12 protein-coding genes are annotated in these 13291 nt (G+C 70.1%); all 12 read left to right on the forward strand.

All coding sequences use genetic code 11. The annotated features are described in order from the left end of the window. Positions 1 to 92: 92 nt before the first annotated feature. The 12 genes from LX15_RS01460 (at position 93) to leuC (ending at position 13286) form a co-directional block, all read left to right on the forward strand. Positions 93 to 1055, forward strand: a complete 963-nt coding sequence (locus tag LX15_RS01460) for an alpha/beta hydrolase (RefSeq protein WP_253667592.1) — start codon at positions 93 to 95, stop codon at positions 1053 to 1055. A gap of 66 nt (positions 1056 to 1121) precedes the next feature. Further along, positions 1122 to 1418, forward strand: a complete 297-nt coding sequence (locus tag LX15_RS01465) for an aldo/keto reductase (protein WP_253667593.1) — start codon at positions 1122 to 1124, stop codon at positions 1416 to 1418. Between the two features lie 97 nt (positions 1419 to 1515). After that, positions 1516 to 1965 (forward strand): hypothetical protein, encoded by a 450-nt coding sequence (locus tag LX15_RS01470; protein WP_253667594.1) that lies wholly within the window; start codon positions 1516 to 1518, stop codon positions 1963 to 1965. A gap of 88 nt (positions 1966 to 2053) precedes the next feature. Then, entirely contained in the window at positions 2054 to 2833 is a 780-nt protein-coding gene (locus tag LX15_RS01475) for an NAD(P)-binding domain-containing protein (protein WP_253667595.1), read from the forward strand. An 826-nt stretch (positions 2834 to 3659) separates the two neighbouring features. Continuing rightward, positions 3660 to 3956, forward strand: coding sequence for a hypothetical protein (locus LX15_RS01480; RefSeq protein ID WP_253667596.1), 297 nt, complete (start codon positions 3660 to 3662; stop codon positions 3954 to 3956). Next, positions 3956 to 4165, forward strand: coding sequence for a hypothetical protein (locus LX15_RS01485; protein WP_253667597.1), 210 nt, complete (start codon positions 3956 to 3958; stop codon positions 4163 to 4165). Before LX15_RS01480 ends, LX15_RS01485 begins: the two co-directional genes overlap by 1 nt. 9 nt (positions 4166 to 4174) lie before the next feature. Then, complete coding sequence (locus LX15_RS01490) at positions 4175 to 5134, forward strand: DUF6973 domain-containing protein (RefSeq protein WP_253667598.1); 960 nt, start codon at positions 4175 to 4177, stop codon at positions 5132 to 5134. 1 nt (position 5135) lies between these two features. Next, positions 5136 to 5582 carry a hypothetical protein gene (locus tag LX15_RS01495; protein WP_253667599.1) on the forward strand — a complete coding sequence of 149 codons (447 nt, stop codon included), beginning with the start codon at positions 5136 to 5138 and terminating at the stop codon, positions 5580 to 5582. Between the two features lie 1112 nt (positions 5583 to 6694). Beyond that, a complete protein-coding gene (locus LX15_RS01500) occupies positions 6695 to 8416 on the forward strand; it encodes a long-chain-fatty-acid--CoA ligase (protein WP_253667600.1) in 1722 nt (573 codons plus the stop codon). Between the two features lie 213 nt (positions 8417 to 8629). Further along, complete coding sequence (locus LX15_RS01505; protein WP_253667601.1) at positions 8630 to 10378, forward strand: 2-isopropylmalate synthase; 1749 nt, start codon at positions 8630 to 8632, stop codon at positions 10376 to 10378. A gap of 155 nt (positions 10379 to 10533) precedes the next feature. Beyond that, positions 10534 to 11565, forward strand: coding sequence for a 3-isopropylmalate dehydrogenase (locus LX15_RS01510; protein WP_253667656.1), 1032 nt, complete (start codon positions 10534 to 10536; stop codon positions 11563 to 11565). A 296-nt stretch (positions 11566 to 11861) separates the two neighbouring features. Then, positions 11862 to 13286, forward strand: a complete 1425-nt coding sequence (leuC, locus tag LX15_RS01515; RefSeq protein ID WP_253667602.1) for a 3-isopropylmalate dehydratase large subunit — start codon at positions 11862 to 11864, stop codon at positions 13284 to 13286. The last annotated feature ends 5 nt before the right edge of the window (positions 13287 to 13291 follow it).

The following is a 13291-nucleotide window of genomic DNA, read 5'->3' on the forward strand; positions in this document are numbered from 1 at the left end:
GCCGTTGCACGCACCGCGTGCATAATGAGGACAGCGCGCTGTCCAGTCACGACGACGTACCCGGCATCCGGCCCGGGAGAGAAGAAGGAGACATGAGCGACCCCACTACCGCGACGCGACCGCCAGAGCCGGACTTCTCGGTGATCACGATCGAGGAACTGCTCGCCTACCGCGACGCGGAGAACCGCTTCCGAGCCTCCAGCGCGGCGCGGGCGCTCCTCGGAGAACCGGATCCCGGCGCCGCGATCGACTGGCGGGAGATCGCGCTGCCCGGCCGCGACCTCCCGGTCCGGGTCTACCGGCCGGCGCCGACGGGAGACGACGAAGCCGCGGCCCCAACGGACCTGCCATTGGTGGTCCATGTCCACGGAGGCGGCTTCGTGGGCACGGCGGCGCAGTGCGACTGGACCAACAGCCACCTCGCCGCGCGGCTGCCCGCCGTCGTCGTCTCGGTCGAACACCGCCTCCTCGCCCCCGACAGCCCGCTCGCGAACGCCGCCGACGACGGCTGGGACGTGCTCCGGCACGTGGTGCGGCGCGCCGCGCAGTGGGGCGTCGACCCGGCGCGGGTGGCCGTCTTCGGTGAGAGCTGCGGCGCGTTGATCAGCGCGCTGACGGCCGTCCGAGCCAGGGAGGCCGGCCTGGCGCTCAAGGCCCAGGTGCTGGTCAACCCCGTGGTCGATGTGACCGAGACGATGTTGGGGTACCCCTCCGTCGCTGAGTACGCATACAGCCCGTCCCGCGCCCTGCCGCTACTGCGGTTCCTCCAGCGGCTCGCCGTTCCGCCGGGAGCCGACGCGGGCGCCGTCTCGCCGCTGTGCGCCGATGACCTGAGCGGGCTCGCCCCGGCGCTCGTCGTGGTGCCCACCCAGGACGCGGTCGCCGACCACGGCCGCCGCTATGCCGAGCGGCTACGCGAGGCGGGGACCTCCGTGCGGCTCTCCGAATACCCGGGCGCGAAGCACGCGTTCCTCACCCTGCCCGGCGTGGAACCCCAGGCCGAGGCCGCCCAGGCGGAGATCCTCGCGTTCCTCCGTGAGGCCCTGGCGAAGTGACCGAGGAGTGGTGCGCCGCACCCTCGGACCCGACGGCCGGGCGGTCTCCCGACTCGACTTCGCCGCATGAGCGTGACCGGCACCTACGGTCCCCCTGACCCGCGCGAGGCTGCGGCCACTCTGCTGGAGGCCCTCGATTTGCGCGTCACCGTGCTCGACACCGCTGGCTTCTACGTCGCCGGAACAAACGAGGAACTCCTCGGCCGCACCCTCGCACGGCAGCGCCATCGTGGCGTGCTGGCCATCAACACCCGAGTCCGACGCACCGCCGACGACCTGGTGCCCCCTGGTTCACCGGACGATCTGCGGCGTGCCTGCGCAGCGTCGTTGCGCCACCCGCGCACCGATCACCTCGACCGGTAGTTCCTTGCCCGCGTCGATCCCGCCTCCGTCGAGGAGTCCGTCGGCACCCTAGCCGCCGTGAAGAGAAATGAAGAGAACTGACGAGAGAAGCATCCTGATGACGCAACCACCCCATGCACGAGGGCCGCTCGCAGCGATGTACGTGGGTCTTGCGCTGACCGTCCTCGCGACGGTCGCCGCGTACGTCGACCGCGGCACCACCCACCTGCTCGCCGATCACATCCGGGCCGGCTATCCCACCTACTCCCAGGCGCAGGTTGACTCGGCCGTCACCACCTACTTGGTCGTGTCGTCCGCCATCGGAGCGCTCGGCGTTCTTGGCTGGCTCACGGCGGCCTGGGCCGTCAAGGCAGGCAAGCGGTGGGCCCGCCCCATCTCGACCGTGTTGCTCGTGCTCGGCGCCAGCGCCGGACTCGCCGGGCTGCTGACCAAGGACACGTCCGGCGCGACCGGACTGCCACCAGAGCTGGGCTGGGCCGGGATGGTTCCCTGTCTGGCGGGCGTTCTCGCGGTCACATTGCTGTGGAGAAGAAGGCGACCGATGTGACGACGGCTCCATTCGCTTCGCACGCAACCATCGCGGCCGTACCGAGCCGTACCGAGCCGCACAACGCGAGCCACGACCACAGCGCACCATGGAGGACGACACAGTGCGGCGAATCGGCATCATCGGCGTGGGTGAGATCGGCAAGGCCATCGTCGAGGGTCTGCTCAGCGGGGGCGGTGCGTCGCCGGAGGTCTTCCTCTCTCCCCGAGGTGCCCGCGTGGCCGGCGAACTGTCCGAGCGTTTCGAGGACGTCCAGGTGTGCGCTGACAACCAGGAGGTGGTGGACCGCTCCGAATTGGTGGTCATCGCCGTGCGCCGCCAGGACCACCACGAGGCGCTCGCCGGGCTGAAGGTGGACGACGACAAGACCGTGGTCAGCCTGATGGCCGGCGTCGCCATCGACGACGTGCGTCGAACCCTCGCCACCGGCGCCCCGATCGTCCGCGCCATCCCGCTGCCCGCCGTGCGCGAGCGACGCTCCGTCACCGTGACCTGCCCCTCGCACCCCGCGGTGGACGCTCTCTTCGAACATCTGGGCGGGGCGATGTCCGTCGCGGACGAGAACGCCTTCAACGTCTTCTCCGCACTGACCGGGACCCTCACCGCCCACTACGCCTACCTCGCCACGCTCACCTCGTGGGCCACTCGGCACGGCATCGCCCCCGACGTCGCTGACCAGTATGTGCGCTGCCTCTTCCAGAACGTCGGCCGCTCACTGAATGACGAGAGCCGCCCTCTGCATCAGCTTGCTGCCGTTCACGAGACGCCCCAAGGGAACAACGAGCGGATCCGCACCACGTGGTTCGATCCGGCCAACGCCGCAGCCCTCGGTGAGGCCCTGGACGGCCTCCTCGCCGATCTGAAGTAACAGCCGCCGAAATGGCCGACGAGGGTCAGTCTGCCGACGTGGTCATCGACAGGTACTGCGTCCGCAGGGTCCTCACTCCCTGACCGTCCAGTAGCGGCGACCCGCAGCAGGGAGAACATGGTGAACCCGGCCCCGCCAGGGCCGGGTTCACCATGTCTGGCAGGAGCAGCCTGTTCACTGACAGCCCAGGATGACGGTCAATGGCGGCCAGTCAGCGGCACAGCCCCCGTCTTGGTCAACGCTCGCTGTCGGTGCCGGTTGGCGACGACCAGCAAGGCGTACGCTCGCCCCAGATCCACGTGCGGCACCTCGAACAGTGGCAGGCTCGACTGTTCCGACAACCGCAACCCGGTGCGCGCCATCAGGTCGCGGAACGTCGCATCACGACAGACAAGACGCGCGGCACAGCGCGGTGGCGAGAACGGCCCGCGATTCGCAGTCGGCGCTCAACGGCGTTCACAGCGCACGCAAACCGCTGCCTGCCGTCATCTCGGTCGCCGCAGAGCAGCGCTTGCGGAACCGTCAGTTGCGCACCGATTTCCACTGGCCGACGCTGGGTGAAGACTCGGGCGGACGAGACCGAGGGCGCGAAGACGCGACGGGCCGTGCCGCGGAACCGCATCCAGGACGTGCTCGGCACCTTCTCCTCGCTGATCTGGGCGGCGGCCGGTCCTTGCGCCAGTCGGGCTGAGACACCCGCACGAACGGGAGTTGGCGGTTTCGCCGAGTCCTGGGTGGGCGGGGGACGACGCGATGAGCATGACGCGGCACGCGGATACACGCTGTGGTGTCACTGATACTCTCCGTAGGGACGCGGGGAGGAAGGATGTCGGGGTTCGAGGTCGATCCCGAAGCACTGCGCGTCGCGGCGGGCGCCGCGCGGCAGGCCGCGGAGGTCGTGCGCAAGTTGGAGCTGGGCCGCGTGGCGGTGCTCGCCGCCGCACTGCCGGGGACGGAGTCCGCCGGGACCGCCGGTCGGCTCGGTCGGCATTGGGAGGCCAGCGGCAAGAAGTGGGCAGAAGGCATGGCCTCGTATGCGGACGCGCTCACCTCGGCCGCCCGTGACTACCAGGCGCGTGACGATGCCGCCGCGCACTCCTTCGGCATGACCGGAGGCCGCTGATGGCCGGCTGGGCCGAGATCAAGCAGTGGAAGCCGGACGTGGTCGGTCAGGTCGGCGACCACCTCGCCGCGCAGAACAAGCTGGTCGTCGGTCTCCAGGCCGAGCTGGACCTCGGCAGACCGGCCGGGTGGGTCGGAGATGCGGCCGAGGCCGCGGAGAGTGATCTTCGCGTTCGCCGTCAGGCGCTCGAGGAACTCGCGGCGCGATGATCCGCGGCGGTGAAGATCATCGATGACACCGAGCTGGCGGTGCGGGCTCTGGTCCGCGGCGTCGAGGCGATCGAGGAGCACGCCGCGAGGAACGGGTACCGGATCGAGAACGGCGAGGTCGTCGAGACCGGGCGCTCCGAGGGCGTCCTCACCGCCGCGACCCTGCGGATGGAGGTGCGGGTCATCCTGGACCAGGCCGCCGCGATCGATGCCGAGCTGAATTCCGTACTGGAGAGCATCCTCTCCCGTGAGATCGATGACGCCGGAGCGGCGACGCTGGTGGCCGCCGCGCAGGCAGGCGACGATCACATCGTCGACGAGCAGCGACATCGCGATCTGCTGGCCAGGTACCAGGTCAGGACCGACGGCACGACGATGTGGCCCAGCGGTCTGACCGGCTGGCTCGCGGAGCGGGCGGGCTATACGAAGGAGCAGATCACCAACGCCGAAGTGAAGATGCTCGACGACCTTCAGGCGCGCAAGGGGCTCATGGGCCTCAAGGAGTTCGCCGACATCCGGCAGGACGCGCTCCATGTCGCAGAGGGCAGGTTCGGGGGCAAGGGCTTGACCGACGGGCATGCGGACGCCTTCCGGCACGCCTACTGGAACGCGCTGATGACGCAGCGGTACGGCGAGCAGTGGGCGTGCGAGTTCGCGACCGCGCACGAGCGGAACCCGGCCAGCCACCACGTCCCGGTGGCCATGGACCTGCACAACAACGAGGTGGGCCGCCAGATCGCGCGGGCACACCCCGACGCCGGTCCCGAGGAGTTGGCGAGTCTGGTCGAGCAGGCGGTCAAGGACGGCAGAATGGTGGTCATCGACAACAACGGCACTCTGGCGCCGTCCCACGAGGTGAAGCCAGGCGAGACCTACGACACCGAGAACAAGCCTTGGTCGAGGGAGAACCCGGACCGCGGCGACGACCATGATCCTGGCGAACCCTCGGCAATTCCGGAGCAGTACTGAGATGCGTGTGATCGTGACCCTGCTCGCACTGCTGGCTTTGTTGGTGGGATGTGGCGTGAACACTTCGGGGGTGAAGGTGGAATTCGACGTGGGCCTTGAGAAGGCGATCGTGGATCTGGCCCGCTCAGGTGGTTCGCGACCGCTCAAGGAATTGGCCCCCGGCGACTGGACCTCGGTGCACGTCCTGTTCGGCCCCGCGACCGGTACGCAGATCGAGAACGAACTGGGTCGGCCTGTCGAGATCAAGGGTGACGGGACGTACGGCGGTGACTACGTGCAGGACGGCAACCTTCTTGTCTTCCACAAGGACAACGAGATCACGCGGATGGTGAGCCTGGGTGGAGTCGCCGCGCTCGCTGTGGGGAGGTACGGTGCCGATGTGGTTCTGCGGGCGCAGGACCGCGCCATCAGGATGACTAATCCCGATGGGAGTCCCGCGCGTCGCTGATCAGCTTCTTGCCGAGACCGGTCGAACCCTCGCACCTGACACGTCGTGTGAGGTGAGGGTGCGGCACCGAGCTGGACGTCCTGATCCCACGGCCTCTTCCGGACGGGTTTCCTGACGATCGACCGGCTGCCGCACCCCGGGACGGTGTCCGCCATCGCCGACGCCCTGCCGGCACCAACTCAGGGGCACCACGAGTTTGACCTATGGGTGCCGGCCTTCGCTTCCACCACCTCGCGACTCCACCACCTCGCGACGCGTCGACGACGTCATCTCTGGCGCGGCGCGGCACTCGGCCACCGCCGAAGTCGAGTCCGGCTTCGATGCGGGTATCGACGTCGGACAGGGAAGTCCTGCCGGAGGATCGTCAGACGCCGCAAGGTCGACAGGTGTGGTGGAGACGGTGAGATCCAGAGGACATCCGGCCATCCGCTACCGCACTGGTCCCGCCGCAATGCGCACCGACGTCTACCCACCCTTCTCCAGCCTCGCCGGGAAGGTGCTGTCGTGGTTCGGCCGCCAGGGCGACCGGGTCGTCCTGCGGCGGCGGATGCGGACTCCGTGCGCGCTTGCGGCACCCGCTCAACCAGATCCGGTGGGACCCGAACGCGGCCCCGAGGACCTGCGAGAAGCCTCGGGACGGCCGTGCCGGCCGATGAGACCGAACCTGGTGGCGCACACAGCCCGCCGGTAGGCGCATTCGTGGTCAGGGCGTCGTCATTGTTGTGCGAGACGTGCTCGGCGCGCGGCGGGGGCGAGGCGCGGTTCCGCGTCACCTCCCGCGCCACCAATACGAAATCACCTCCCGTCTCATGTGGAAGCTGGGGAAAGCCGGGATCACATGGGGCGATCCGAGGTGACGATCACTCCTCATCCTGCGCCTCCGCGCGCCCCGCCCCGACCGGGGGCGCCGAGCGGGATCGACGGTGACGGCACTGACCTGCTGGAAGAGTGGTGGAACGCCGCCCGCGACCGGCTCCGAAACCCCGGCCACACAAGACCACGGCGCACGGTTGCGGGTGGTGAGAGCACCGGAATAGCTTTCGCGTCAACGGGTTCGCGCCGCTCGACGAATCGCCCCCTCTGACGCAGGCACCGAATTCCGGAGGAACGCTATGTACAGCACGATGCCGGATGCTCCGCTGACCATCGCCCGCATCCTGCGGTACGGCACCACGGTCCACGCTTCGTCCACTGTGGCCACGTGGAACGGGAAGGGTTTCGACCGGAGGAGTTACGCGGAAGTCGGCGAACGGGCGGCCTCCCTGGCGCACGCGCTCCGCGACCGGCTGGGTGTGCGCCCCGGGACCCGGGCGGAGAGCGAACAGAGCGTCGTCGGCACGTTCATGTGGAACAACGCCCGCCATTTCGAGCTCTTCGTCGCCGTTCCCGCGATGGGCGCCGTGCTGCACACGCTGAACTGGCGCATGCCCGCGGACCATCTGGCCTACACCATCGGCCACGCCGGCGACGAGGTGATCTTCGTCGACGCGGGCTTGGCGGAGACGCTCGCTCCCGTGCTCGCGCGCTTGCCGGAGACCGTGCGGCACATCGTCGTCGCCGGTCCCGGAGGCCGTGAGGCGCTGTCCGGGTTCACCGGCCAGGTGCACGACTACGAGGAGTTGATCAGCGGCTACCCCGGAGACTACCCCTGGGAGGAACGGCTGGACGAGCGCGCCGCCGCGACGATCTGCTACACCACCGGCACCACCGGAAAACCCAAGGGAGTGGTCTACAGCCACCGCTCGACATACCTGCACTGCTTCCAGGTGATCTCGCCGAGCCACTACAACATCAGCCCGCACGACGTCATCCTCCAGATCACGCCCATCTTCCACGCGAGCGGGTGGTGCATCCCGCACGCGGCCTTCTTCACCGGCGCTGAGCTGCTGCTGCCCGATCGTTTCACCCGAGCGGACTCGCTCGCGCGGATGATCGACGAGGGACAACCCACCTTCAGCGCCGCCGTCCCCACCATCTGGTCCTCCCTTCTGGAGGAACTGGACACCCGCGCGTACAACACCGGAAGCCTGACGCGGGCGTACGTGGGCGGTTCCACCTGCCCGCCCGCCCTGATGGCCGCCTACCGGGACCGGCATTCCATCGAACTCCTGCACGGCTGGGGGATGACCGAGACCGCGGGGCTGGTCAGCGCGGCGGTCCCGCCCCGAGGGGCGAGCGCCGACGAGGAGTGGGCCTACCGCGTCAGCCAGGGGCGGTTCCCGCCATCGGTGGAGTTCCGGCTCGTCGGCCCGGACGGCACCCTGGCACCGCACGACGGTGTGGCCACCGGAGAACTCCAGCTTCGCGGCCCCGACGTGACCTGCGCCTATCACGGCGGTGAGGGGGCTCCCCCGCAGCGGCCGGCGGAGAGCTTCACCGAGGACGGCTGGCTCAGGACCGGCGACGTCGGCGCGATCACCGCGAACGGCTACCTGAAGCTGACCGACAGGGTGAAGGACGTCATCAAGTCCGGCGGCGAGTTCATCTCCAGCGTGCGACTGGAGAACACGCTGATGGAACACTCCGCGGTGGTCGAGGCCGCCGTCGTGGCGGTGTCCGACGACCGGTGGGGTGAGCGCCCGCTGGCCGCCGTGTCACTGCGCGACAGCGACGTCGACCTCGCGGAACTGCGGGACTTCCTGGCCGAACGCCTCGACGCGTGGATGGTGCCCGAGCGCTGGGCGGTCCTGCCGGCGATACCCAAGACCTCGGTGGGCAAGTACGACAAGCGAGCCATCCGGGACCAGTACGTGGACGGTCAGCTCCCGATCGTGGTGCTCGACCGGCACCACGGGTCCCGGCCCACTCGGCGGCCTGGACTCATCGGTAGGTGACGCCGCCGCTCTTCGCCACGGGGAAGCCCTCGGCGGGGCGCACACGTCCGCTTCCGACAGGAATTCCTGTCCCTGTAAGGACTTCTGCTCCGGAGTTCCGAGACCGTCCGCGCTCTTGCCCCTGACCCGCTCTGCGCCACATCGCGTCCCGGTGGCGACAACGCCGCCCGCGCGGCGGGGTGTGGCGCCACAAGATCGAGGAGAGAGGGAGAGATGAGCCCTTCAGCACATGAGCACCGCGCCTTCCGCCCCCAGGACATGGGCGCGCAGACGCCCAGCGGGATGCCCGTGCACAAGTACGCTCCCTACCAGCCGATCGGGCTGGAGGACCGCACCTGGCCCAGCCGGCAACTGACGCGCGCGCCCCTGTGGGGAAGCGTGGACCTGCGCGACGGCAACCAGGCCCTGCTGGAGCCGATGGACGTCGCCCGCAAGCGCGTGATGTTCGACCTCCTGGTGTCCATCGGGTTCAAGGAGATCGAGGTGGGTTACCCCGCCTCGTCCCAGGACGACTACGACTTCGTGCGGCACCTGATCGAGACGGACTCCATCCCCGACGACGTCATCATCCAGGTCCTGTGCTCCATGCGGACCGACGCCATCGACCGGAGCGTCGACGCGGTGCGCGGAGCCCGCAGGGCGGTCCTGCAATACATCAACCCGACCTCCGTCGCGCAGCGGCGGGTGGTCTTCCGCGCCAGTCGCGAGGAGACGGTGGCGCTGGCCCTCCAGGGCACCCGGCACGCCGTGCACCTCCAGGAGACGCTGCGGGAGACCGAGCTGTTCCTGTCCTACGTCCCGGAGTCCTGGAGCCAGACCGAACCCGACTTCGGCGTGGAGATCTGCAACGCGGTGCAGGAGTACTGCGCTCCCCGCACCGACCACACCCTCCGGATCGCCCTGCCCACGACGGTGGAGTGCTTCCCGCCGCACGAGTTGGCGGACCGCATCGAGTACACGTGCCGGAACCTGGCGTACCGCGAGCGGACCATCGTCACCCTGCACCCGCACAACGACCGCGGCAGCGCCGTCGCGGCGAGCGAACTGGCGATCCTCGCCGGCGTCGACCGGGTGGAGGGGTGCTTGTTCGGCAACGGCGAGCGCACGGGCAACGTGTGCCTGCCGACCCTGGCGATGAACCTGTTCTCCCAGGGCATCGACCCCATGCTCGACCTGAGCGACCTGGACCGCGTCCGCGCGGTGGTCGAGGAGTGCAACCAGCTCCCGGTCTCCGTCCGCCACCCCTGGGTGGGCGACTTCGTCTACACCTCCTTCGCCGGCACGCACCAGGACGCCATCGCCAAGGGCCTCAAGGACCGCGAGGAGCGGGGGGACCCCGACGCCGTCTGGGACGTGCCCTACCTCCCCGTCGACCCCCGCGACATCGGGCGCAGCTACCAGGCGCTGATCCGCATCAACACCCAGTCCGGCAAGGGCGGCATCGCCCACCTGCTGCGCACCACGCGAGGGCTGGTCCTGCCCAGACCGCTCCAGATCGACTTCGCCCACGTCATGCAGAAGCTCTGTGAACGGCGAGGTGGCGAGGTCAGTGCGGAGGAGTTGTGGGAGTTCTTCGCGGAGCGGTACGTGGCAGCGGGCACGGACCCCGACGAGGGTGCGGCGGGCGCCCCAGGGATCCCCGCCTCCGACTGGGTGCCCGGTGACTGGAAGAACTCCGCGAACCGGGTGTTCGCCACCTGGGCGATCCCCGGCGCGGTCCACGGCGTCACCGTGGAGCGACTCCAGGGGCGTCCCGGGTACGCCGCCTTCTGTGAGGCCGTCCTGGACGGGCGTTCCCTGTGGGGCGTGGGCCTCCACGAGGAGGAGGCGGAGGCGGTCCGGAGGGCCGTGCTGGCCGCTGCCCGGCGTGCCAGGGACGAGCAGCCGTCCACGCCGCGCGCCACGCCGGCCGCGCCCGCCAAGGAGCCCGCCAAGGAGCCCGCCAAGGAGCCCGCCGCCTGAGGGCCCGACGTCCGCCACCCGAACGCGGAGTCCGCGGGCGCGGCCCGCGGCCGGTCGCGGATCAGGGCAACCACGACCACGCGTGTGCCGCCCGGCCACGGAACACCGGGCCGGTTCTCGACAAGGAGAGAGATGCCATGCCGTACAGACGCAGCATTCGCCTCGCGGTCGTCCCCGGTGACGGCATCGGTCCGGAAGTGGTGGCGGAAGGGCTGAAGGTCCTGGCCGCCGTGCTTCCTCAGGACGTGAAGCTGGAGACCACCGAGTACGACCTCGGCGCCCGGCGCTGGCACGCCACCGGGGAGACCCTGACGGACGCCGACCTGAGGTCGCTCGGGCAGCACGACGCGATCCTGCTCGGCGCCATCGGCGACCCCACCGTCCCGTCCGGCGTTCTGGAACGCGGCGTGCTGCTCAAGCTGCGCTTCGAGTTCGACCACTACGTCAACCTGCGCCCCGGCAAACTCCACCCGAACACCGCCGGACCGCTGGCCGGCAGCCCGGCCGTCGACCTCGTCGTGGTACGGGAGGGCACCGAGGGCCCGTACGCGGGCAACGGCGGCACGCTCCGCACCGGCACCCCCGCCGAGGTCGCCACCGAGGTGAGCGTCAACACCGCCTACGGCGTGGAACGCGTGATCCGGTACGCCTTCGAACGCGCCAACGCCCGTCCGCGCCGGAAGCTGACGCTGGTGCACAAGAACAACGTGCTGGTGCACGCCGGCAACCTGTGGAAGAACACCTTCGACGCGGTCGCCGCCGAGTACCCCGACGTCACCACCGACTACCTGCACGTCGACGCCGCCACGATCTTCTTCGTCACCCGGCCCGAGCGGTTCGACGTGATCGTCACCGACAACCTCTTCGGCGACATCCTCACCGACCTCGCCGCGGCCGTCACCGGTGGCATCGGCCTCGCCGCCAGCGGCAACATCAACCCCACCGGCGCCCACCCCTCGATGTTCGAGCCGGTCCACGGCTCCGCGCCAGACATCGCGGGCACCGGCACGGCCGACCCCACCGCGACCGTGCTGTCGGTCGCGCTGCTCCTGCGCCACCTGAACCACGACCAGGAGGCGGAGCGGGTCGAGGCCGCGGTCGCCGCCGACCTCGCCGAACGCGACCCGAACGCACCGCGCCGCACCGAGCAGATCGGCGACGCGCTCGCCGCGCGCCTGGCGGGCTGAACCCGCCGTCCTGTCGACCAGTGCGGGAGGTGCCCAGCTCACTTCCCATGCCCGGAAGGGGAGCGCGGGGAAACGGCCGGCGCCACGCGAGTCGCTGTCCACATGGCCGAGAACTCGACCACGCCCTTTCGGAGGGCGGGCAGGGCAGACAGCCAGGGCATGGGAACGCGACGCGACACCGCCGGCGGGCGGAAGACCGGCCCGCACCAGTCGACCAGGACCACCTGTCCGCGAGCACAACGTGAAACCCGGCGCCACTCCGGCTCCGGTTCCGACCATTCGCTCGGAGGAAGTCCATGGCCAAGACACTGGCCGAGAAGGTCTGGGACGCCCACGTCGTCCGGCGCGCCGAGGGCGAACCGGACCTGCTCTACATCGACCTGCACCTGCTGCACGAGGTGACCTGCCCGCAGGCGTTCGACGGGCTGCGCAAGGCCGGCCGGCGCGTGCGGCGGACCGACCTCACCATCGCGACCGAGGACCACAACACCCCCACGATCGACATCGACAAGCCGATCGCCGACCCCGTCTCCCGCCTCCAGTTGGAGACGCTGCGGAAGAACTGCGCGGAGTTCGGGGTGCGCCTGCACCCGCTGGGCGACGTCGAGCAGGGCGTGGTGCACGTGGTGGGACCGCAGCTCGGATTGACCCAGCCCGGGATGACCGTCGTCTGCGGGGACAGCCACACCTCCACCCACGGCGCGTTCGGCGCCCTCGCCTTCGGCATCGGCACCAGCCAGGTCGAACACGTCCTGGCCACCCAGACGCTGCCGATGTCCCCGTTCCGGACCATGGCCGTCACGGTCCAGGGCGCACTGCCCCCCGGCGTCACCGCGAAGGACCTGATCCTGGCCGTGATCGCCAGGATCGGCACCGGCGGCGGCCAGGGCCACGTCATCGAGTACCGTGGCCCGGCCATCGAGAAGCTCTCGATGGAGGCCCGGATGACCGTGTGCAACATGTCGATCGAGGCGGGCGCCAGGGCCGGCATGATCGCCCCGGACGAGACCACCTTCGCCTACCTCGAAGGCCGCCCGCACGCGCCCCGGGGCGACGACTGGGACGCCGCCGTCGCCGACTGGCGCGCCCTGCGCACCGACGACGAGGCGACCTTCGACCGCGAGGTCGTCATCGACGCCTCCACCCTCTCCCCGTTCGTCACCTGGGGCACCAACCCGGGGCAGGGCGCTCCGCTGTCCGGCTCCGTCCCCGACCCGGCGTCCTTCGCCGACCCCAGCGAGCGGATGGCGGCCGAGAAGGCGCTGGAGTACATGGGGCTGAGGGCTGGTCAGCCGCTGCGGGAGATCGCGGTGGACACCGTCTTCCTCGGCTCCTGCACCAACGGCCGGATCGAGGACCTGCGCGCCGCGGCCGCCGTGCTCCGGGGCCGCTCGGTGGCCGACGGGGTGCGGATGCTCGTCGTGCCCGGGTCGGTGCGCGTGGCGCTTCAGGCCGTGGAGGAAGGGCTGGACAGGGTGTTCACCGCCGCCGGCGCCGAGTGGCGCCACGCGGGCTGCTCCATGTGCCTGGGCATGAACCCCGACCAACTGTCCCCCGGCGAGCGGTGCGCGTCGACCTCCAACCGCAACTTCGAGGGCAGGCAGGGCAAGGGTGGCCGCACCCACCTGGTCTCCCCGCAGGTCGCGGCCGCCACCGCGATCCTCGGCCACCTGGCCTCGCCCGCCGACCTGTCCGCACTCCCCATGACCGCCGGAGCCTGAACACC

It is taken from the genome of Streptoalloteichus tenebrarius (assembly GCF_024171885.1).
GTDB lineage: Bacteria > Actinomycetota > Actinomycetes > Mycobacteriales > Pseudonocardiaceae > Streptoalloteichus > Streptoalloteichus tenebrarius.